Origin of the sequence: Pseudomonas pergaminensis (assembly GCF_024112395.2) — a bacterium.
Lineage (GTDB): Bacteria > Pseudomonadota > Gammaproteobacteria > Pseudomonadales > Pseudomonadaceae > Aquipseudomonas > Aquipseudomonas pergaminensis.
This window is the reverse complement of the sequence record NZ_CP078013.2, coordinates 4335638-4356540: the sequence shown is the minus strand read 5'-3', so window position 1 is coordinate 4356540 and position 20903 is coordinate 4335638. Positions and strand designations below refer to the sequence as shown.

The window sequence follows — 20903 nt, the reverse complement described above, 5'->3', positions numbered from 1 at the left end:
CGGGGCCCGTCCTACGCCGAATGTGCCGGGCACCCGCTGCCCGTCCACGACCGCTCTCGTTTGGAGGATCAATCACCCCCTCGACATGGCAAGATGAACTCCGCTCAGGTTTACTACTCCCTGAGTAATGGTTTTACCGACATCCTGCGTCGGATCATCTAGGTCATCGAATGAACAAATACACCCCACACACCTGGGAGCCCCATGAGCGGCCAAGCCTGCCTGGCTCGCCGTCGACGCCGTTGCACCCCACCCACAAGCGGTGGCTGTTCGCGATGGTGGGCGTGCTCGTAGCGATTACCGGGGGGTTGGGTAATGCGCTGGTGATTGCCAACCTGCAATACCTGCAGGGTGCCCTCGGCGCGACCACCGCCGAAATGGCCTGGCTGCCCGCCGCCTATGTGATGACCAACGTGTGCATGAACCTGCTGCTGGTGAAGTTCCGCCAGCAGTTCGGCCTGCGCGCGTTCACCGAGGTGTTCCTGGTGCTGTATGCATTGGTGACGTTCGGGCATTTGTTCGTCAACGATCTCAACTCCGCCATCGCCGTGCGAGCGGCCCACGGCATGGTAGGTGCGGCGCTGAGTTCATTGGGTTTGTATTACATGATCCAGGCTTTCCCGGCCAAGTGGCGCTTGAAGGCCTTGGTGCTGGGGTTGGGCACGGCGCAATTGGCCTTGCCACTGGCGCGGCTGTTCTCCGAGGACCTGCTGCAAATCGCCGAATGGCGCGGGCTGTACCTGTTCGAACTGGGCATGGCGCTGATTTGCCTGGGCTGCGTGTTCCTGCTCAAGTTGCCGCCTGGTGACCGCTTCAAGACCTTCGAAAAACTCGACTTCCTCACCTTCGCCATCCTTGCCACCGGGGTTGCCTTGCTCTGCGCCGTGCTGTCCCTGGGCCGAATCGACTGGTGGCTGGAAGCGCCGTGGATCGGCGTGGCCTCGGCCTGCTCGCTGGTGCTGATCATGGCCGGGCTGGCCATCGAGCATAACCGCGCCAACCCGATGCTGATGACCCGTTGGCTGGGCAGTGGCGTGATGATTCGCCTGGCACTGGCGGTGATCCTGATTCGCATGGTGCTGTCCGAGCAGTCCACCGGCGCCGTGGGGTTCATGCAGATGCTGAACATGAGCTACCAACAGATGCACACGCTGTACGTGGTGATGCTGGCCGGGGCGATCGCGGGCCTGGCGGTCAGTGCGCTGACCATCAACCCGGCGCATTTGCTGATGCCGCTGGTGATTTCCCTGGCGCTGATGGCGACGGGGTCGGTGATGGACAGCTTTTCCAGCAACCTCACTCGGCCGCAGAACCTGTATATCAGCCAGTTCCTGCTAGGCTTCGGCGGTACGTTCTTCCTGGGGCCGACCATGGTGCTGGGCACCAAGAACGTGCTGACCAACCCGCGTAACCTGGTGAGTTTTTCGGTGATGTTCGGGATCTGCCAGAACCTCGGCGGGCTGATTGGCGCGGCGTTGCTGGGCACGTTCCAGATTGTGCGCGAGAAATATCACTCCAGCATGATCGTCGAACATTTGACCTTGCTGGACCCACGTGTGGCCGCGCGGGTGCAGAGCGGCGGCTCGGCCTACGGCGGTATTGTCGCCGACCCCGAGCTGCGCAACCTGATGGGCATTCGCAGCCTGGCCACGGCGGCAACCCGCGAGGCGAATGTGATGGCCTACAACGATGTCTTCATGCTGATCGCGATCATCGCGATACTGACCATGATCTGGATCTTTATCCGCAGCCTGTGGCTGATGAGCACCACCCAGGCAGCAGCCACTCCCGTTCAACCCAGCGGCGCTTCTTCATGACCGAACCGACTTCCACCACCACGACCACCAACGCCATCGCCTCCACCCCGGAAGGCAGTACACCGCCCGGCGCCACGGTGACCGAGCCGCGCTCCTTGCGGGTGCGCATCGTCTCGTCCCTGGGCTTTGCCGCGATTGCCATCGTCGGGGTGCTGATCGTGTTGTATGCCTGGCAGTTGCCACCGTTCAGCAGTGCCGTGGAAACCACCGAGAACGCCTTGGTGCGTGGGCAGGTGACGATTATCGGCCCGCAGCTCAGCGGCTATGTGTTCGAAGTGCCGGTGCAGGACTTCCAGTACGTGAAGGCCGGCGACCTGCTGGTGCGCCTCGACGACCGAATCTACAAGCAGCGCCTCGACCAGGCGCTGGCGCAACTGGCGGTGCAGAAGGCCTCGTTGGCGAATGTGGTGCAGCAGCGCAACAGCGCCGAAGCCACCATCCAGTTGCGCCAGGCGGCATTGGCGGACAGCCAGGCGCAGGCGCGCAAGAGCACCGCCGATCTGCGCCGCAATGAAGAGTTGATCAGTGACGGCTCGGTGTCCAAGCGTGAGTTGGACGTGACCCGCGCCGCCAACGCGCAAACCATCGCGGCGGTGGCCCAGGCCCAGGCCAGCCTGGAAATCGCACGTCAGGACCTGCAGACCGTGATCGTCAATCGCGGCTCCCTGGAAGCGGCCGTGGCGAGTGCCGAGGCGGCGGTGGAGCTGGCGCGCATCGACCTGTCCAACACGCGCATCACCGCGCCACGCGACGGGCAACTGGGGCAGATCGGCGTGCGCCTGGGGGCCTACGTCAACTCCGGTGCGCAGTTAATGGCGCTGGTGCCGAAGCAACTGTGGGTGATCGCCAATATGAAGGAAACCCAGATGGACAATGTGCAGGTCGGCCAGCCGGTGACCTTCACCGTCGATGCCCTGAACCACCGCAAATTCCACGGCACGGTGCAGCATATTTCCCCGGCCACCGGCTCGGAGTTCAGCCTGTTACAAGCGGACAATGCCACTGGCAACTTCGTGAAGATCGCCCAGCGCGTGCCGGTGAGGATCACGGTGGACCCCGACCAGGCCGAGAGCGAGCGGTTGCGGCCGGGATTATCGGTGGTGGTGAGCATCGACACCGCCGGGCGCCTGAAAAACGCTCCACCCTGACACAACACAAATCAAAACTGTGGGAGGGGGCTTGCCCCCGATAGCGGTGTCCCAGCCACCACTGTATTACTGATACACCGTCATCGGGGGCAAGCCCCCTCCCACATGTTGTATGTATTTGAGCTTGAAGTTGAGTTGTACCGACTGATTGTGTTCCAGCAGTTTCAGGCCCGGCCGGCCGGGCAGGTGATGAGCATTCACCGGATGGCTCACCGGCTCGATGCAAAAGAACCCCAGCCCCGGCGGGCAGTACAGCAGGAAGTAATCCGCGCCGCTCGCCTGGCATTCCAACGCATACCCGAGCTCCGGTTGTTCTATCCGGCAGTGCCCGTCCCATTGGCAGAAACCATTGTCCACCAGGCCTTCCGGCAGGGCTTTCAAGGTGCTGAAGTCCCAGGCCTGCGGCACCGGCGCCAGCCTCGTGGGCAACTTGGACGCGTCACTCATCCACACCTGCGACGCCCTGGCCTGCAGCCGCGTGGTGGCTCGGCGTGGCAGGTAAGGATGCAAACCCAACCCATGCCAGGCGGCTTTTTCGCCGAGATGGGTCACGCGCAGGGCAATGCTCAGTTCACCTTCGTGCAGGCGAAATCGCTGCTCGGCGCGATAGGCGAACGGCGTGTCGCACTCCACCGCCAATACCGCTTCATCCTCGGTGTGGCTCAGCACCTGCCAGGCCTGTTGCCAGGCCGAGCCATGGATCGGCAACGGGTCGGTCAGGCTGTTGGGGGCGAGGGCCAACCAACCGTCGGGGTTGTCGAAACCGCCTTGGGCAATGCGGTTGGACCAGGGCGCCAGGGGGTAACACCCCAGCTTGCCCGGCAGGCCGGTACTGATCGCCTGCTCGTCGCTATGGCGCAACAGCGGCTGGCCGGTGGCGCGCACGCTCCAGTTGACGATGCTGCCGCCCACGGCCGGGGCCAGGGTCAGCACGGTCAGTTCATCGCTGAGTTCCAGCATCACATGTTTACCTTGAAATGCAGGTCACTTGTAGGCGCCAGCTTGCCGGCGCCTACAAGGGGAGGGTTACAGCACCACGCTGGGCAGCCACAGCGACAGCGCCGGGATGTAGGTCACCGCCATCAGCACCAGGAACAGCACGGCATAGAACGGCAGCAACGCTTTCACGGTTTTCTCGATGCTGACCTTGCCCACCGCCGCGCCCACAAACAACACGGCGCCCACCGGTGGGGTGATCAACCCGATCCCCAGGTTCACCAGCATGATCATGCCGAAGTGCACCGGGTCGACGCCGATCCCCAGGATCACCGGCAGCAGGATCGGCGCGAGGATCAGAATCAGCGGCGCCATGTCCATCACCGTGCCGAGCAACAGCAGCATGGCGTTGATGCACATCAGGATCACGTAGCGGTTGTCCGACAGGGTCAGGAACAGCGTGGTGATCTTCGCCGGGATCTGCATCAGGGTCATGATGTAGCCGAAACTGGCGGCAAAGGCGATCAGGATCATCACGATGGAAATGGTGCGCACCGTGCGGTGCATCAGCTTGGGCAGCTCGCTCCATTTATAGTCGCGGTAGATGAACATGGTCACGAAGAATGCCCACAGCACGGCAATCGCGGCGGACTCGGTGGCCGTGAAGATGCCCGAGAGAATACCGCCGAGGATGATCACCATGGCCATCAGGCCCCACAGCGCATCGGCGCAGATTTTTAGGGCCTGCTTGAGCGGGATGACTTCGCCCTTGGGGTAGTCGCGCTTCTTGGCGAAGATCAGGCACAGCACCATCAGGCAGGCACTCATCAGCAAGCCCGGGACCACGCCGGCCATGAACAGCGAAGCGATCGACACCGTGCCACCCGCTGCCAGGGAGTAGAGCACCGAGTTGTGGCTGGGCGGTGTCAGCAGGGCCTGCACCGAACCGCTGATGGTCACGGCCGTGGCGAACTCCCTGGGGTAGCCCCGGCGTTCCATTTCCGGGATCAACACCGAGCCGACCGAGGCGGTATCGGCCACCGACGAGCCGGAGATCGCACCAAAAAATGTCGAGGCCATGATGTTCACCAGGGACAGGCCACCGCGCACAAAACCGACCAGCACCCCGGCAAACGCCACCAGCCGGCGCGACATGCCGCCCTCGGCCATGATCGCCCCGGCCAGCACAAAGAACGGAATAGCCATCAGCGAAAACTTGTTCACCCCGCCAGCCACCTGGATCATCAGGGCCTGGAACGGAATGTCGATCCACCACGCGCCGATCAATGCGGCCAACCCCAGGGCGTAGGCCACGGGCATGCCGATCAGGATCAAAGCGATAAAGCTGCCCAACAGAATCAATGCGTCCATATCAGGCGGCCCCTTCGCTTTCTTCAACCAGGTCAAAGCGCACGACCCGACGGTTGCTCTGGTCACCGAGCAGGAGTTTCTCCAGCACAAACACCAGGGTCAGCAGCCCGCCAATCGGGATCGGCATGTAGGTGATGCCCACGCGCAACGTGGGGATGGCGCTCATGAACTGGTTCCAGGTGGACAGGCACAGCTTGGTGCCCCAGATCGCCATGAACAGGCAGATGGTTGCCATCAGCAGCTGGGAAACGATGCCGACGACGCGGCGTTGGGTGGGAGGCAGGCGGTCGGTGATCATCGCCACCGACATATGCGCCCCGGCGCGATAACTGGCGGCGGCGCCGATGAAGGTGAATACCAGCATCAGCAGGATGGCGGTGGGTTCCGGCCAACTGGAACCGGTGCCGAGGACGTAGCGGGCGAAGATGCCCCAGGGAATGATCAATGCGACCCCCAGTACCGAGAGGCCGGCGACCCAGATACAGGTCATGTAGATGCGGTCGTTGATGCGCAGCAGTAAATTCTTCATGGCGTTCACCGTAACCGGGCGCGTCAGTGCCGACCGCGCCGGGCCTTGCTAGAGAAGGAGGGCGTTACTGAACGGCGTCGATGCGCTGGATGATGTCGGCGTAAGCCGCACCGTATTTGGCGCGCACCGGCGCGGTGGCGTCATAGAAGGGTTTTTTGTCGACGGTGATGAACTCGACACCGGCGGCCTTGAGCTTGGTTTCACTGCTGGCGGACTTGGCGTCCCACAACACGCGCTCGTCAGCCTGGGCGGCCTTGGCGGCGTTTTTCACCATCACCTGCTGGGCGGGGGTGAGCTTGTTCCAGGTGATTTTCGACATCACGATGGGCTCGGGCAGGATCAAGTGCTCGGTGAGGGTGTAGTACTTGGCGTTCTGGAAATGGTTGTGTTCCAGCAGGGTCGGCGGGTTGTTTTCTGCGCCGTCGATCACGCCGGTTTGCAGGGCACTGAAGATCTCGCCGGTGTCCATGGCGATGCCATTGGCGCCCATTTCATTGAAGGCCTCGATGAACAGCGGGTTGCCTTGCACGCGGATCTTCATGCCCTTGAGGTCTTCGATCTTGCGGACCGGTTTCTTGGTGTAGAGGTTGCGCGTGCCGCCGTCCATCCAGGCCAGGGCCACCAGGCCGAACTCCGAGTCGGTGATCTTGGCGAGGATCTCATCGCCGATCTCGCCGTCGATAACCTTGCGCATGTGCGCCTGGTCGCGGAACACGAACGGCAGGTTGAACACGTTCACGTCGGGGACCACCGGGCCGACGATACCCAGGCTGACCCGGGCCATCTGGATAGCACCGACCTGGGCCTGTTCGACCACTTCCTTTTCGGAGCCCAGGACGCCACCGGGGAAGAACTTGAAGGTCAGTTCACCGTTGCTTTCCTTGGTCAGGGCCGCGCCCATGTTCTTTTCGGCGACCACGGTGGGGTAACCGTCCGGGTGGATGTCGGCAAATTTGATTTCCAGCGCGTGGGCGGCGCTGCTGAGGGTGAAGAATGCAGCGGCGAGCAAGGTGCGTTTGAAGTCCATGGGATGTCTCTCCTGTCTTGTTATTGTTGTATTCAAGGCACAGCGATGCAGCTAGAGGATGAACTGGGGCTCCGGCAATCCGACAACGCCGGGGTTGAGGGCGAACACGCCGCCGGACAGTGACTGTGCACTCTGGTCATCACGGATCGAGGTGACGAACAGGGTGTCCAGGCGACTGCCGCCAAAGGCGCACATGGTGGGTTTTTTCACCGGTACGGTGAGGGAACGGTCGAGGCGACCTTCGGGGGTGAAGCGGTGGATGAGCCCGGCGTCGTTGGCGCAGATCCAGTAGCAGCCATCGGCGTCCACGGCGGCGCCATCGGGGCGGCCCAGGTGGTTGTGCATGTCCACGAACACGCGGCGATTGGACGGCGTGCCGGTGTCGATGTCGTAGTCGAAGGCCCAGATCTGCTGCACCAGTGGGTGAGAGTCCGAGGCATACATCGTGCGGCCATCCGGGCTGAACGCGAGGCCATTGAGGGTAATGAACCCGCCCAGTTGGGCGTGGGGTGCCGCGCCGGACGCGTAGCGGTAGAGGGTGCCCTCAGCCGCGTTCAAGCCCATGTTCAGCACCATGCTACCGGCCCAGAAACGGCCCTGGCGATCACAGCGGCCGTCATTCAGGCGCATGTCCGTGCGCGGGTGCTCGACGCTCGCCAGGGGCGTGGTGTCGAGGCTGCCATCGTTGTGCGGGGTGAGCTGGAAGAAGCCGGTTTCCATCCCGGCGACCCAGTTGCCTGCCGTGGTGCGGGCGATACAGGCGAGCATTTGCGGGGCTGTCCAGGCGGCGATATGGCCGCTGGCGGCGCTCCAGCGTTGCAGGCCGCCCTTGGGGATGTCCACCCAGTACAGGGCGTTTTCCTCAGGCACCCACACCGGGCATTCACCCACGGCATTGCGCGCGTCGACAATCAATTCGGCGCTCATGGGTCAATCACCGAAGGGGCCGGCTGCGCAGAACGCGCCGCCTTGGTAAACCTTGGCCGGATCATTGTCGGCCACCGGTGGCTGGGTTTCGACCTGGGCGCGGAACACCTCGGAGCTGTCCTTTGGCGCAAAGCCCAAGTGGGCGGCGTAGCGGTTGTCCCACCAAGTGTCGAGGTTATCCGACATGCCGTAGACCACCGTGTGGCCGACGTTCGGCGTGTACAGCGCGCGTTCGAGCAGTTGGGTCAGGTCATCGAAGCTCAGCCAGGTGTGCATCATCCGACGGTTCTGCGGCTCCGGGAACGACGAGCCGATGCGGATGCTCACGGTCTCGATGCCGTAGCGGTCGAAGTAGAAACTGGCCATGTCTTCGCCGTAGGACTTGGAGAGGCCGTAGTAGCTGTCCGGGCGGCGCGGGGAGTGGGCGTCGAGGGTTTCGCCCTGCTTGTAGAAGCCGATGACATGGTTGGAGCTGGCGAAAATCACGCGCTTCACGCCATGGCGGCGGGCGGCCTCGTAGATATGGAAAATGCCGCAGATGTTGGCGCCGAGGACCTCTTCGAACGAGCGCTCCACCGATACGCCGCCGAAGTGCAGGATCGCGTCGACGCCTTCCACCAAGTGGTGCACGGCTTGTTTGTCGGCGAGGTCGCAGGGTTGCACTTCTTCGCACGCGTCGGCAGCCGGAGCCATGTTGGCGATATCCGACAGGCGCAGTACCTGGGCGTAAGGTCGCAGGCGCTCGCGCAAGACTTTACCCAGGCCGCCAGCGGCACCGGTGAGCAGCAGGCGATTGAATGGAACGGGCGTGGTTGTGGTGGTGGTCATGAGGGTTCCACTGTTGTTGTAGGTTGTCGTATGACTATGCCGAAGTATCGTTAGGGATTCCCTAGGTTGTCAACGTTCTTGCTGACGCCAAAATACAATTGTGGGAACTGGCTTGCCTGCGATTGCGGACGGTCAGTTGACATCTACATTGCTGATGCGCCGCCATCGCAGGCAAGCCAGCTCCCACATTGGGCGGGTTACAACAGTGAAATCGGATAGCTGATAAACAGCCGATTTTCATCAAACTCGTTATTGCTGAAATCCCGACGCATGGTCGAATTGCGCCAGCGCACGTTCAGGTCCTTCAGCGCACCGCTTTGGACCGTGTAGGCCAGTTCCGATTCGCGGCCCCATTCCTTGCCGTCGGTGATCGCCCCGGTGTGTACGTTACTGCCACTGATGTAGCGGTTCATCATGGTCAGCCCCGGAATGCCAAGCACCACAAAGTTGAAGTCATGGCGCACCTGCCAGGACTTTTCCTTGGCGTTATCGTAGCTGGCGTTGTAGCTGTCGTTGGCCAGGGTGCCGCCGCTGGTGCCGTTGACCCGCATCCACACGCTGTCGCCGGTGAGTTTCTGCAGGCCCACATAGAAGGTATTGCCGTTGTACTTGGCCGAGAGCAGGGCGAAGGCGGTCTTGTTGTCGAGGTCGCCGGCCAGGGCGCTGCCGTCTTCCTTGCCGTTGAAAAAGCCGAGGTTGGCGCCCAGTGTCCAGTCGCCCACGGGTTGGCTGTGGGTCAGGTTGAAATACTGTTGCTGGTAGATATCCGTGAGTTCGGCGTACCACACGCCGACCTGGGTGCGTTTGTCGTTGAAGCTGTACTCACCGCCGCCGAAGTTGAAACGGTCGGAGGTGAACGCGGCTTTGCCGTTCATGAACATGTCTTCCATGCTCGCGTCGTTGCGCGGGCTGTTACCGCGAAACTGGCCGCCGTAGAGGGTCAGGCCGGCGATTTCGCTGGAGGTGACCTGGCCGCCACGGAAGGTCTGGGGCAGCGAGCGGCCGTCGTCGGAGCGCAGGATCGGCAGCACCGGCATCCACTCGCCGACCTTCAATTCGGTCTTCGACAGCTTGGTTTTCAGGGCCACGCCCAGGCGGCCGAAGTTGTCGGCGGGGCGCCCGTCATCGTGGATCGGCAATAACTGCGTGCCACCGGTGCCTTTGCCGCCGTCGAGTTTTTGCGAGTACAGGCCCAGGACATCAATCCCGAAACCCACGGTGCCTTGGGTGAAGCCGGACTTGGCATCAAGGATGAAGTTCTGCGTCCACTCTTCGGCCTTGCCCTGGGGGTTGGTCGGGTTGGTGAAGTTGCGGTTGAAGTAGGCGTTGCGCAGGTTGAGCGTGGCCTTGGCGTCTTCGATAAAACCGTCGGCGTGGACGCTGAGGGGGAGGGTAAATGCCAGGCTGCCTAGACCGAGGAGGCCGATAGACGAGGAGGAATTGCGGGCGAATTGACTCACAGTGGAACTCCCTTTTTGTTGTTTTTATTATTTGTCGTACGTCGTCGTACAACATTGAAGGGGATATTTGCGGGGTTTTTGAGGGCTGTCAAGCGGAAGTTATACGATGACCTGGGGTGGCTTGATCTAGAGGGGCAGGGTCAATGGGGGAGCTGGCTTGCCTGCGCAAGCGGCCTGGCAGCCGACCACAATCTAACCGTTACCCCGCGATCCAACTGAGGGAGCGGGCTTGCCCGCGAAGGCGGCCGGACAGCTGACCGCTCCCTGACTGTAGCCCCGCGATCTAAATGTGGGAGCTGGCTTGCCTGCGAAAGCGGCCTGGCAGCCGACCACAATCTAACCGTTACCCCGCGATCCAACTGTGGGAGCGGGCTTGCTCGCGAAGGCGGCCGGACAGCTGACCGCTATCTGACTGTAGCCCCGCGATCTAAATGTGGGAGCTGGCTTGCCGGCGATGGCATCGACTCGGTCTGTCTGATGTACCAAAGTGTCTGCATCGGTAAGCCAGCGCCCACATTTATTCCATTCCAATTTCTTTTTTAGCCAGCCATGACCATCGGCGGAAGGGTTCCCAGCAGCGAAACGGCGGCTACCGCCGAAACACCCAGTAACCATTCCAGCATCACGCTGGCCTTCAGCGTGCCCGGTCGCGCTTCACAGCGTTCGATGCGCAGGCGGTTCAACAAGGCCAGCGCCAACATCCCCAGCACCAACAGAACCTTGATCAACAGGATCAGCGCGAACCCGTTGAACACCGGCGTGGGCCACAGTTGCCCGGTGAGTACGCGCACGTTGATAAGGCCGGTGACCAGCAACCCGGCGACCAGGCCATAGCCCACGCCGCTGAAGCGCCTGAGGATCGCCGGCACAGGGTGGCCATGCGACTGCCTGAGGATCAGGACCAGCAGTAACAGCCCGCCGAGCCACGCCCCCACGCAGACCAAGTGCACCACTTGGTTGAGGATCAACAATTGTCCGCTGAGCCCATCGAGCATGGCGCCATGCCCGACCGGCGCCAGCGTCGCCAGCAGCAGCGCGATTACCGGCAGGCGCAATGCCGGCCAGGGCTTGATCAGCACGATGACCAGCAGCAGGTTCAGCAGCAGGTGCCAGGTCCATACCTGGCCGAAGAAGGTTTTGCCCAGAACCAGTTGCACCGTGGCCGGCTGCAACGCCGCCGCCCAGCTGCCGGCCATGCTGGCAGTGATCAGCAGCAACCAGGCGAGGCCGGAGCCCAGCCCCAGCCAGGCCAGCCCACGGGTGATACGGTGAAGTTGCCGGTCGAGTACCGGTTGCGGTTCAGCGCCCACCAGCCAGGGCCTGAACACACAGGCCCCAAACATCAACAACACGACGGTGAAATGCAGGAAGCGGCACAGCACCAGCAGGGTCGTCATGGGTTATTGGCCGACCTTGAAGCTGTATTCACCGTTGCTCTTGTGGGTGTCGACCGAGACTGCGTTCCACACCACCTTGTAATTACCGGCGGCCAACGGCGCGGCCGGCGTGACGACCAGGACTTTTTTGTCGGCATCCGGGGTTTCCAGGCCCTTGATGGCGATTTCGGTGCCGTCCTTGCTCAGGGACACCTTGGTGAACGTGGCTTCGACGCCTTCGCTGAAGGTCAGCCGCAGGTCCTTGGGCGCGGCGACGCTGCTGTCTGCCGCAGGTTCAGCGCTCTTGAGATGGGCATGGGCAAACGCCGCCGAAGCGCCCAGCAGGGAGGCGAGCAGGGCGACGGTGGTGAGGCTTTTCTTGATCAACATTGTTCAATACCTTCAGGTTCAGGGAGTCGGTAGAGCCATGTGCAGCAAGGGAAAGGGCTTGCCTTCGCCATCCAGCGGCGAGCGCGCGACCTGGATAAAACCATAGTGCAGGTAGAACCCCACGGCCTGGGGGTTTTGTTCGTTGACATCCACCGTAAGGGTGTCGTGACGGGCGCGGGCGTGGTCGAGCAACTGGCGGCCAATGCCCTGGCCACGACGGTCCGGGTCGATAAACAGCATTTCGACATTTTGCCCTCCGGTGCCGATAAAACCGGCGATACCGTCCTGATCCTCGTATACCCACACCTCCAGGGCGGGCATGGGCAAGTAAGTATCGCGCACCAGGGGCAGTAACCGTTGAATGTCATCCTCGGGGAGGAAGTCATGGGTGGCGCGTACCGAGCGCTCCCACAGCGCTCCCAGCACAGGGTCGTCGGTGGCCACGCGAGGTCGAATAGTCATTGCAATGATCCTTCATGGGGATCGCGATCCTAACCAATCCGTTTTCCAGGCGAAAGGCTCGCGTCAGAAGTTTCATTATGGCCTGTCGCCGCGATCTAGAGCCGATGGTAGTCTTTAAGCCAAGTTGTTGTCAGGGAGCCCTTATGGGCAATCACAAGATCGGAATTCGTCGGGTCAACGTCGAAAAAATCCTGCTGGCGGCGGAGAAAGTCTTCGCCGAAAAAGGCTATGGCAGCACCGCCATGGCCGACATCGCTGAAGAAGTGCAACTGCCGCGCTCCAACCTGCATTACTACTTCACCACCAAAAGCGAGCTGTACAGCGCCGTGCTGTTCGACCTGCTGGAAGTGTGGAAGCAGGACGCCCTGAGCTTCGAAACCTTCGATGACCCACGGGTGGTGCTCAGTAGCTACATTCGCGCCAAGATGCAGCGCTCGCGCACGCGGCCGTATGGTTCGAAAGTCTGGGCCAACGAAATCATCCATGGTGCGCCGACCCTGGGTGAGGCGCTGGATGAAAGCCTGTACGACTGGGCCAAAATGAAGGAAGCGAAAATTCGCCAGTGGGTGGAGGACAAACGCATCCTGCCGGTGGAGCCGTCGAGCCTGCTGTACATGATCTGGGCCTCGACCCAGCACTATGCCGACTTTGATCACCAAGTGAACATTTTGAATGATCACCAGCCGTTGTCGGATATGCAGTTCGAGAAGGCGATCCAGACGGTGACAGGTGTGATTTTGCGGGGGATTGGGTTGGAGCCTTGATATCGGTGAGCTGATCCCATTGTTGTGGTGAGCGGGCTTGCCCCGCGCGAGGCAAGCTCGCTCACCACACTATTTCGGGCTACACAGCCTCCCGGTAGGGATTCCTCGGATCCTGCGTCCAATTCAAAAACGGCTTGCCGGTGTCTATCGGTACCATCTCGATGCAATCGGCCACCGGGCAGGTGATCTGACACAGATTACAGCCCACGCACTCATCGTCGATCACCTCATATTTATGCGTGCCATCCGCCTGTTTCAGGCTGGCAATGGCCTGGTGCGAGGTGTCTTCGCAGGCGATATGGCAACGCCCGCAGCCAATGCAGGCTGCCTGGTCGATCTTGGCGATCACCTGGTAGTTGATGTCCAGGTACTTCCAATCCGTGGTGTTGCCCACCGCGCGCCCGGAGAATTCCTGCAGGCTTGTGTAGCCTTGGCTGTCCATCCAGCGTGACAGCCCGTCCTTCATCTCTTCCACGATCCGAAACCCGTGCAGCATCGCCGCCGTGCACACCTGCACCGCGCCGCAGCCCAGGGCGACGAATTCCGCTGCGTCGCGCCAGTTGCCGATGCCGCCAATGCCGCAGATCGGCAGGCCCTCGGTCTGCGGGTCACGGGCGATTTCGGCGACCATGTTCAGTGCAATGGGCTTCACCGCCGAGCCGCAGTAACCACCGTGGGTGCTCTGGGTGCCGACCACCGGCAGGGCGACCATGCGTTCCAGGTCCACGCTGGTGATGGAGTTGATGGTGTTGATCAGCGACACCGCATCCGCACCGCCCCGATACGCCGCCCGCGCTGCCACACGGATGTCGGTGATATTGGGCGTGAGCTTGACGATCACCGGCAGCGAGCAATACGTCTTGCACCAGCGTGTCACCTGTTCCACATACTCCGGCACCTGGCCCACCGCCGCGCCCATGCCGCGTTCGGGCATGCCGTGGGGGCAGCCGAAGTTCAGCTCGATACCGTCGCAACCGGTGGCTTCCACCAGCGGTAGGATGTTTTTCCAGGATTCCTCCACGCACGGCACCATCAGCGACACGATCAGTGCGCGGTCGGGCCAGTCCTTTTTCACCTGGGTGATTTCCCGCAGGTTGGTCTCCAGGGAGCGGTCCGTGATCAACTCGATATTGTTGATGCCCAGCACCTCACGGTTGGCGCCGTAGTGGGCCGAGTAACGCGATGACACGTTGACCGCTGCCGGGTCCTCACCCAGGGTTTTCCACACCACGCCGCCCCAGCCGGCTTCGAAGGCGCGCACCACGTTGTAGGCCTTGTCGGTGGGCGGCGCGGAAGCCAGCCAGAACGGATTGGGGGCTTTGATACCGGCAAACACAATCGAGAGATCGGCCATTACGCAGCCTCCACATTCAGCATGAGTTGGGCGTGCATGGCTTCGGCAGCCAGCTTGCCGTGTTGCACGGCCTGCACGGTAAGGTCCTGGCCGAGGCTGACGCAGTCGCCACCGGCATACACACCGGGAATACTGGTGCGCAGCTGTTCGTCGACAAAGATGCGCTCACCGACGCGGTGCAGTTGCTGCGCCAACGGGTCGTGCAGTGCCTCATTATCGAAACCCTGGCCGATGGCTTTGAAAATCGCATCGGCGGCCAGCTCGAAGGTTTCGCCGGTGGGGTGCAAGCGGCCGTTCTCCATGCGCGTGCGCACAAAACGCATGCCGCGTACGTGGCCCAGGTCATCCAGCAGCACGGCTTCGGGCTGGGCCCAGGTGAGCAGGCGCACCTGGTTGGCCTTGGCGATGTCTTGTTCATGGTGGGTAGCGCCCATGTCCGCCAGGCCACGGCGGTACACGAGGTTGACGTCGCGGGCGCCAAGGCGGGCCATTTGCACGGCCATGTCGATGGCGGTATTGCCGGCGCCAAGCACGATGCAGCGGTCGGCCAGCGGCAGTTGAGTCAGGTCATCGGCCTGGCGCAACTCGCGGATGTAATCGGTGGCGGCGAGCAGGCCGGGGGCGTCCTCAAAGGGCAGGCCCAGCTGTTTGCTCGCGGCCAGGCCCAGCCCCAGGAAGACCGCATCGAATTGCTGATGCAGTTCGCTGAGGGTGAGGTTGTCCCCCAGGCGCTGGCCGTGGCGAATCTCGATGCCGCCGATCTGCAGGAGGAAATCCAGCTCCTTCTGTGCGAAGTCGTCCACCAGTTTGTACTTGGCGATCCCGTATTCATTCAGGCCACCGGCTTTCTCCCGGGCTTCGAAAATCACCACGTCATGACCGTGCAACGCACTGCGGTGGGCGCAGGCCAGGCCAGCGGGGCCGGCACCGACCACCGCAATGCGCTTGCCGGTGGACGCGGCGCGGTGGAAGGGATGTTCGGTGAAGTGGGCATTGTCGACCGCATAACGTTGCAGCAGGCCGATCAGCACCGGTGCGCACTCTTCGGCGTTGTTACGCACGCAGGCCTGCTGGCACAAAATCTCCGTGGGGCAGACCCGCGCGCAACTGCCGCCGAGGATATTGGCCGAGAGGATTTTCTGCGCCGCGCCTTGCACGTTTTCGGTGTGGATATTGCGGATAAACGAGGGGATATCGATCTCGCTGGGGCACGCGTTCACGCACGGTGCGTCGTAGCAATACAGGCAGCGCGACGCTTCCAGTTGCGCCTGGCGCGCATTGAGGGGCGGTGCCAGGTCGGTGAAGTGGCTGGCGAGGGTGGCGCCATCCTCAGCGGGATGGGGGAGGTGGGTCAGGGTCTGGATCACGGTGGTGGCCTCACGGTTATTGAGGTGCTGCCTCTGATGGGCATTGGTTTTTGTGTTGCCGTTGCTGGCTTTATCGCAGGCAAGCCAGCTCCCACATGGGATCGGGTTCACATCGTTCAAATGTGGGAGCCGAGCTTGCCCGCGATAGGCCGAAGGCCGCTTTTAGCGTTTCACTGCAGTGGGCCTGGAACGCTCCGCCCGCTTGCTCAACTGCTCGAACACCGGCGGATACGTCGGCCGCTCCACATACCGCCCGGCACCGCGCTCGGCGCGCAGGTCGCCATCGGCCCACACCAGCTTGCCCTGGCTGATGGTGTGGCTCGGCACGCCGCGCACGGTCTTGCCTTCGAAGATGTTGAAGTCGACTTGCTGATGGTGGGTCTTGGCGGAAATGGTCCGCGTGCCCTCTGGGTCCCACAGCACCAAGTCCGCATCCGCACCCACGCGAATCGCGCCTTTGCGCGGGTAGAGGTTGAAAATCTTCGCGGTGTTGGTGGAAGTCAGTGCGACGAACGCCTGCATCGACAGACGCCCGGTGTTGACGCCTTCGTCCCACAGCAGCGCCATGCGGTCTTCGATACCGGCGGTGCCGTTGGGGATCTTGCTGAAGTCGTCACGGCCGGCGGCTTTTTGCTCGGCGCAGAAGCAGCAGTGATCGGTGGCGGTGGTGTGCAGGTTGCCGGATTGCAGGCCGTGCCACAGCGCCTCCTGATGCCCGCGCGGGCGGAACGGCGGGCTCATTACATAGCCGGCGGCGGTTTGCCAGTCGGGGTGCTGGTAGACGCTGTCGTCCAGCAGCAGGTGGCCGGCGAGGACTTCGCCGTAGACTGGCTGGCCCTTGCCACGGGCGTAGGTGATTTCGTCCAGCGCCTCTTTGGTGGACACATGCACCAGGTACAGCGGCGTGCCGATGGTCTCGGCGATGCGGATCGCGCGGCTGGCCGCTTCGCCCTCCACCTGGGACGGACGCGACAGCGGGTGCGCTTCCGGCCCGGTGATGCCCTGGGCCATCAGCTTGCGTTGCAGGTGATACACCAACTCGCCGTTCTCGGCATGCACCGTAGGCACTGCGCCCAGTTCCAGGCAACGCTCGAAGCTGGCGACCAGGGTGTCGTCCGCCGCCATGATCGCGTTCTTGTAGGCCATGAAATGCTTGAAGCTGTTGATGCCGTGGTGGCTGACCAGCTCGGCCATTTCCTCGCGCACCTGCTCGCTCCACCAAGTGATCGCCACATGGAAGCCATAGTCGGACGCGGATTTTTCCGCCCAGCCGCGCCACTGGTGGAAGGCTTCCAGCAAGGATTGCTGTGGGTTGGGAATCACGAAGTCGATGATCGACGTGGTGCCTCCCGCCAAGCCTGCCGCCGTACCGCTGAAAAAGTCTTCACTGGCCACGGTGCCCATGAAGGGGAGTTGCATATGGGTGTGGGGATCGATGCCGCCGGGCATCAAGTATTGGCCGCTGCCATCGAGTATTTCAGTGCCGGCGGGAATATCCAGGTTCGTGCCAATGGCGCGAATTAGACCGCCTGCGCATAGCACGTCGGCGCGGTAACTTTCATCATGGGTAATAACGGTGGCGCCACGGATCAACAGCGACATGTCGAGTTCCTCACAGGCTTGACCGGCTTGTGCCAGTTCTAAGTGTTGTAATGCTGCTTACCGATGGTCGGTTAATTCCTGTCATCGGTGACAGGAATAGAAACTAGCCCGAGTTTTTCGATTGGGCAAGAAGATTTTTTATAAGCTTATATCGTGTTTAATTCATTGATTAATAAGGCAAAAAATTTGAAATCACCAAAATGTAGCGCGCTCTCACCATTTTGACGCACTTGACAGGTTCTTAAATTGAGCAACATTTCTTATTGCAAATCAGACGCTTGAGACATGCCTCTTGACGAAGGCAGTGAATAAAAATAATTGTGTTGCACCAGATTGAGTCCTGATCGTTCGGGCAACTTCCACGTTATCTAGCCTGAGTAACGCGGCAAGTACCGAAGGCTCAATCGGAAAGCTGATTAACATCAGCCAGTTATATACGCGGTGTAGGTGCGGTATCGGTTGTCGGCACGGTTATTGAGTGCAGTGGCGGCTGGCCGGACCCGTGATGTCATGTTGTTTACGAGGTACTCCGGCCGCCTGCACCCAATGGCAGGCGAGCAACAATAATTCGAAAAAACCGTGGAGCGGCCATGCAACAGAACAGATCGCAAGTCATTGAGCGCAACGGCCTGTACGAACTCGACGCCGGCCCCGACGTCCTCGACAGCCCTCGCTACAACCACGACATGGCACCGACCAAGGTGCATGAACGCACCTGGAACAAGTGGCACATCACCGCGCTGTGGGTCGGCATGTCGATCTGCGTGCCCACCTACACGTTGGGCGGCGTGCTCACTGCGTATTTCGGCCTGTCGGTGGGCGAAGCGCTGATGGCGATTTTGCTCGCCAACATCGTGGTGCTGATCCCGCTGACCCTCAATGCGTTCCCTGGCACGAAGTACGGCATACCGTTTCCGGTGCTGTTGCGTTCGTCGTTTGGCATCCTCGGTTCGAACGTGCCGTGCCTGATTCGGGCACTGGTGGCGTGCGGGTGGTTTGGTATCCAGACGATGTTCGGCGGGTTGGCGATCCACCTGTTCCTGGGCTCGATTTTCGAGGGCTGGAAATCCCTCGGCGGCACGGGTGAAGTGATTGGCTTCATGATTTTCTGGTGCCTGAATTTGTGGGTGGTGCTGCGCGGTGCCGAATCGATCAAGCGCCTTGAAACCCTGTCGGCGCCGCTGCTGGTGGCGGTGGGGATTGGCCTGCTGGTGTGGGCGATGCCTAACGTGTCGATCAGCGAACTGATGGCGATCCCGCCCAAGCGTCCCGAGGGCGCGAGCCTTACCGGTTACTTCATGGCCGGCCTCACGGCGATGGTGGGTTTCTGGGCCACCTTGTCATTGAATATTCCCGACTTCAGCCGCTACGCCAAAAGCCAGAAGGACCAGATCCTCGGGCAGATATTCGGCCTGCCGCTGACCATGTTCCTGTTCGCCGCCCTCGGCGTGATCATGACCGCCGCCTCGGTGAAACTGGTGGGCGTCAGCGTGTCCGACCCGGTGACCCTGATCGGGCATATCCAGAGCCCGGTGTGGGTCGCCATTGCCATGGCGCTGATCATCATCGCCACCTTGTCCACCAACACCGCGGCGAACATTGTCTCGCCCACCAACGACTTCCAGAACATCGCCCCCAAGCTGATCAACCGCACCACCGCCGTGATCCTGACCGGCCTGGTGGGGTTGGCGTTGATGGCCCATGAGCTGCTGAAAAAACTCGGGCTGATCGTTTCCGAGGTGAGCCTGGAGACCGTTTATTCCAATTGGTTGCTCGGCTATTCAAGCCTGCTGGGGCCGATTGCCGGGATCATGGTGGTGGACTACTTCATCACCCGCAAACAGCAGCTCGACCTGGCGGGCCTGTACCGCGATGACGTTTACCCGGCGTGGAACTGGAGCGGCTTCATCGCCTTTGGCGTGCCGGTGGTGCTGACCTTGCTGTCACTGGGCAGCGATGCGTTCAGTTGGTTCTACAGCTATGGCTGGTTTACCGGTTCGGCCTTGGGTGGCTTGTTGTATTACGGCCTGAATGCCAAGCGCGGGGCCAGCCCGGTCGCGGTGAAAACACCACTGTAGATCATTTGAAATGCAATCCACATGTGGGAGCGGGCTCGCATCGCGAATGCGGTCTTTCAGGCGACATTTGCAGCGACTGACACGGCCTCTTCGCGAGCAAGCCCGCTCCCACATGTATGACCGCATTCCATTGATGGAATTGAGTCAATCCATAAGAAATGTAGCCTGAGGAGATCCCCCATGAACGCTGCCCTCGACGTTCTGCAATCGACCCATCAGCACATCAACCGCGACCGCTTGTGGCAATCCTTGATGGACCTGGCCAGACTCGGCGCCACCCCCAAGGGCGGCGTCTGTCGCCTGGCCCTTACCGACCTTGACCGCAAGGCCCGCGACCTGTTCGTGCAGTGGTGCGAGGCCGCTGGCTGCACCGTGACCGTCGACGGCATCGGCAACATCTTCGCTCGTCGCCCCGGGCGCAATCCCAACCTGCCACCGGTGATGACCGGCAGCCACATCGACACCCAGCCCACCGGTGGCAAGTTTGACGGTTGCTTTGGCGTGCTGGCGGGTGTGGAAGTGCTGCGTACGCTCAATGACCTCAAGGTGGAAACCGAGGCGCCCTTGGAGGTGGTGGTGTGGACCAACGAGGAAGGCTCGCGCTTCCCGCCGTGCATGATGGGCTCCGGCGTGTTCGCCGAGAAATTCACCCTGGCGGACACGCTGGCCAAGGTCGATGTGGACGGCGTCAGCGTCGGCGATGCTTTGAATGCGATTGGCTATGCGGGCTCGCGGCCGGTCAGTGGGCATAAGGTGGGTGCGTATTTCGAAGCACATATCGAGCAAGGCCCGATTCTTGAGGACGAGAAGAAAACCATCGGTGTGGTGCTCGGCGCACTGGGGCAGAAGTGGTTTGACCTGAAGCTGCGTGGGGTTGAAGCGCATGCGGGGCCAACGCCGATGCACCTGCGCAAGGATGCACTGGTGGGCGCGGCAGCAGTGGTGGCGGCGGTCAACGCGGCAGCGCTGGGTCATCAACCCCATGCGTGTGGGACGGTGGGTTGCTTGCAGGCTTATCCGGGATCGCGCAATGTCATTCCCGGCGAAGTGCGCATGACCCTGGACTTCCGCCACCTGGAACCGGCGCGCCTGGACTCGATGATTGCCCAAGTGCGCCAGGTCATTGAAGACACCTGCGCCAAACATGGGCTGAGTTTCGAGATGGAGCCCACCGCGGACTTCCCGCCGCTGTACTTCGACAAAGGCTGCGTGGAAGCGGTGCGCAATGCGGCGAATGGCCTGGGCCTGTCGAACATGGACATCGTCAGCGGGGCAGGGCACGACGCAATCTTCGTCGCCGAACTGGGCCCGGCGGGGATGATCTTCGTGCCGTGTGAAGGCGGCATCAGCCATAACGAAATCGAGAATGCCGCGCCGGATGACCTGGCGGCAGGGTGTGCGGTGCTGCTGCGCGCCATGGTGGCCGCATCGGCGGCAATCGCCAGCGGCAAGCTCGCCGCCTAAGCC

At 61.8% G+C, this 20903-nt stretch carries 18 protein-coding genes; 5 read left to right on the top strand and 13 right to left on the bottom strand.

The genetic code is table 11. The features are described from left to right. Positions 1-170: 170 nt before the first annotated feature. Positions 171-1817: an MFS transporter gene (locus tag KUA23_RS19610; RefSeq protein WP_078049302.1), complete on the top strand. Its 1647-nt coding sequence runs from the start codon at positions 171-173 to the stop codon at positions 1815-1817. Continuing rightward, positions 1814-2965, top strand: coding sequence for an HlyD family secretion protein (locus KUA23_RS19605; RefSeq protein ID WP_078049301.1), 1152 nt, complete (start codon positions 1814-1816; stop codon positions 2963-2965). Before KUA23_RS19610 ends, KUA23_RS19605 begins: the two co-directional genes overlap by 4 nt. 66 nt (positions 2966-3031) lie before the next feature. Here the strand turns inward: KUA23_RS19605 and KUA23_RS19600 are convergent, their stop codons facing one another. From KUA23_RS19600 to KUA23_RS19555, 10 genes are all read right to left on the bottom strand, one after another. Then, the gene (locus KUA23_RS19600) at positions 3032-3925 is read right to left on the bottom strand and encodes an aldose 1-epimerase (RefSeq protein WP_252992688.1); all 894 of its coding nucleotides are present in this window, start codon (positions 3923-3925) and stop codon (positions 3032-3034) included. A 66-nt stretch (positions 3926-3991) separates the two neighbouring features. Continuing rightward, positions 3992-5272 carry a TRAP transporter large permease gene (locus KUA23_RS19595; RefSeq protein WP_252992687.1) on the bottom strand — a complete coding sequence of 427 codons (1281 nt, stop codon included), beginning with the start codon at positions 5270-5272 and terminating at the stop codon, positions 3992-3994. 1 nt (position 5273) lies between these two features. Further along, positions 5274-5801 carry a TRAP transporter small permease gene (locus tag KUA23_RS19590; RefSeq protein ID WP_078049298.1) on the bottom strand — a complete coding sequence of 176 codons (528 nt, stop codon included), beginning with the start codon at positions 5799-5801 and terminating at the stop codon, positions 5274-5276. A 64-nt stretch (positions 5802-5865) separates the two neighbouring features. Further along, positions 5866-6828: a TRAP transporter substrate-binding protein gene (locus KUA23_RS19585; RefSeq protein WP_099492957.1), complete on the bottom strand. Its 963-nt coding sequence runs from the start codon at positions 6826-6828 to the stop codon at positions 5866-5868. A gap of 51 nt (positions 6829-6879) precedes the next feature. Next, positions 6880-7755 (bottom strand): SMP-30/gluconolactonase/LRE family protein, encoded by an 876-nt coding sequence (locus tag KUA23_RS19580; protein WP_078049296.1) that lies wholly within the window; start codon positions 7753-7755, stop codon positions 6880-6882. 3 nt (positions 7756-7758) lie between these two features. Next, positions 7759-8583 (bottom strand): NAD-dependent epimerase/dehydratase family protein, encoded by an 825-nt coding sequence (locus tag KUA23_RS19575; protein ID WP_099492956.1) that lies wholly within the window; start codon positions 8581-8583, stop codon positions 7759-7761. Positions 8584-8780: 197 nt separating this feature from the next. Further along, positions 8781-10043: an OprD family porin gene (locus tag KUA23_RS19570; protein WP_078049294.1), complete on the bottom strand. Its 1263-nt coding sequence runs from the start codon at positions 10041-10043 to the stop codon at positions 8781-8783. A 539-nt stretch (positions 10044-10582) separates the two neighbouring features. After that, positions 10583-11440, bottom strand: coding sequence for a copper homeostasis membrane protein CopD (gene copD, locus KUA23_RS19565; RefSeq protein WP_252992686.1), 858 nt, complete (start codon positions 11438-11440; stop codon positions 10583-10585). A gap of 3 nt (positions 11441-11443) precedes the next feature. Next, on the bottom strand, positions 11444-11809 hold the full coding sequence (gene copC, locus KUA23_RS19560; protein WP_099492953.1) for a copper homeostasis periplasmic binding protein CopC: 366 nt from the start codon (positions 11807-11809) through the stop codon (positions 11444-11446). 18 nt (positions 11810-11827) lie between these two features. Next, positions 11828-12271: a GNAT family N-acetyltransferase gene (locus tag KUA23_RS19555; RefSeq protein ID WP_078049291.1), complete on the bottom strand. Its 444-nt coding sequence runs from the start codon at positions 12269-12271 to the stop codon at positions 11828-11830. A 143-nt stretch (positions 12272-12414) separates the two neighbouring features. Here KUA23_RS19555 and KUA23_RS19550 point away from each other — a divergent pair, with 143 nt between their 5' ends. Beyond that, entirely contained in the window at positions 12415-13035 is a 621-nt protein-coding gene (locus KUA23_RS19550; RefSeq protein WP_078049290.1) for a TetR/AcrR family transcriptional regulator, read from the top strand. A gap of 79 nt (positions 13036-13114) precedes the next feature. Here KUA23_RS19550 and preA read toward each other — a convergent pair whose 3' ends face one another. The 3 genes from preA to hydA all read right to left on the bottom strand — a co-directional run bounded on the left by preA (position 13115) and on the right by hydA (position 17358). Next, positions 13115-14389 carry an NAD-dependent dihydropyrimidine dehydrogenase subunit PreA gene (gene preA, locus KUA23_RS19545; protein WP_252992685.1) on the bottom strand — a complete coding sequence of 425 codons (1275 nt, stop codon included), beginning with the start codon at positions 14387-14389 and terminating at the stop codon, positions 13115-13117. Beyond that, the gene (locus tag KUA23_RS19540) at positions 14389-15756 is read right to left on the bottom strand and encodes an NAD(P)-dependent oxidoreductase (RefSeq protein WP_252992684.1); all 1368 of its coding nucleotides are present in this window, start codon (positions 15754-15756) and stop codon (positions 14389-14391) included. Before KUA23_RS19540 ends, preA begins: the two co-directional genes overlap by 1 nt. 162 nt (positions 15757-15918) lie before the next feature. Continuing rightward, positions 15919-17358: a dihydropyrimidinase gene (gene hydA / locus KUA23_RS19535; RefSeq protein ID WP_078049288.1), complete on the bottom strand. Its 1440-nt coding sequence runs from the start codon at positions 17356-17358 to the stop codon at positions 15919-15921. Between the two features lie 590 nt (positions 17359-17948). Here hydA and KUA23_RS19530 point away from each other — a divergent pair. Together KUA23_RS19530 and KUA23_RS19525 are read left to right on the top strand one after the other, a co-directional pair. Beyond that, the gene (locus KUA23_RS19530; protein WP_078049287.1) at positions 17949-19436 is read left to right on the top strand and encodes an NCS1 family nucleobase:cation symporter-1; all 1488 of its coding nucleotides are present in this window, start codon (positions 17949-17951) and stop codon (positions 19434-19436) included. Positions 19437-19616: 180 nt separating this feature from the next. Beyond that, complete coding sequence (locus KUA23_RS19525) at positions 19617-20900, top strand: Zn-dependent hydrolase (RefSeq protein ID WP_078049286.1); 1284 nt, start codon at positions 19617-19619, stop codon at positions 20898-20900. The last annotated feature ends 3 nt before the right edge of the window (positions 20901-20903 follow it).

What these genes read in the sequence shown, in the direction of transcription:
- KUA23_RS19610 (WP_078049302.1), top strand. Translation starts at nt 171, where the DNA reads ATGAACAAATACACCCCACACACCTGGGAGCCCCATGAGCGGCCAAGC.
- KUA23_RS19605 (WP_078049301.1), top strand. Translation starts at nt 1,814, where the DNA reads ATGACCGAACCGACTTCCACCACCACGACCACCAACGCCATCGCCTCC.
- KUA23_RS19600 (WP_252992688.1), bottom strand. Translation starts at nt 3,925, where the DNA reads ATGCTGGAACTCAGCGATGAACTGACCGTGCTGACCCTGGCCCCGGCC.
- KUA23_RS19595 (WP_252992687.1), bottom strand. Translation starts at nt 5,272, where the DNA reads ATGGACGCATTGATTCTGTTGGGCAGCTTTATCGCTTTGATCCTGATC.
- KUA23_RS19590 (WP_078049298.1), bottom strand. Translation starts at nt 5,801, where the DNA reads ATGAAGAATTTACTGCTGCGCATCAACGACCGCATCTACATGACCTGT.
- KUA23_RS19585 (WP_099492957.1), bottom strand. Translation starts at nt 6,828, where the DNA reads ATGGACTTCAAACGCACCTTGCTCGCCGCTGCATTCTTCACCCTCAGC.
- KUA23_RS19580 (WP_078049296.1), bottom strand. Translation starts at nt 7,755, where the DNA reads ATGAGCGCCGAATTGATTGTCGACGCGCGCAATGCCGTGGGTGAATGC.
- KUA23_RS19575 (WP_099492956.1), bottom strand. Translation starts at nt 8,583, where the DNA reads ATGACCACCACCACAACCACGCCCGTTCCATTCAATCGCCTGCTGCTC.
- copD (WP_252992686.1), bottom strand. Translation starts at nt 11,440, where the DNA reads ATGACGACCCTGCTGGTGCTGTGCCGCTTCCTGCATTTCACCGTCGTG.
- copC (WP_099492953.1), bottom strand. Translation starts at nt 11,809, where the DNA reads ATGTTGATCAAGAAAAGCCTCACCACCGTCGCCCTGCTCGCCTCCCTG.
- KUA23_RS19555 (WP_078049291.1), bottom strand. Translation starts at nt 12,271, where the DNA reads ATGACTATTCGACCTCGCGTGGCCACCGACGACCCTGTGCTGGGAGCG.
- KUA23_RS19550 (WP_078049290.1), top strand. Translation starts at nt 12,415, where the DNA reads ATGGGCAATCACAAGATCGGAATTCGTCGGGTCAACGTCGAAAAAATC.
- preA (WP_252992685.1), bottom strand. Translation starts at nt 14,389, where the DNA reads ATGGCCGATCTCTCGATTGTGTTTGCCGGTATCAAAGCCCCCAATCCG.
- hydA (WP_078049288.1), bottom strand. Translation starts at nt 17,358, where the DNA reads ATGTCGCTGTTGATCCGTGGCGCCACCGTTATTACCCATGATGAAAGT.
- KUA23_RS19530 (WP_078049287.1), top strand. Translation starts at nt 17,949, where the DNA reads ATGCAACAGAACAGATCGCAAGTCATTGAGCGCAACGGCCTGTACGAA.
- KUA23_RS19525 (WP_078049286.1), top strand. Translation starts at nt 19,617, where the DNA reads ATGAACGCTGCCCTCGACGTTCTGCAATCGACCCATCAGCACATCAAC.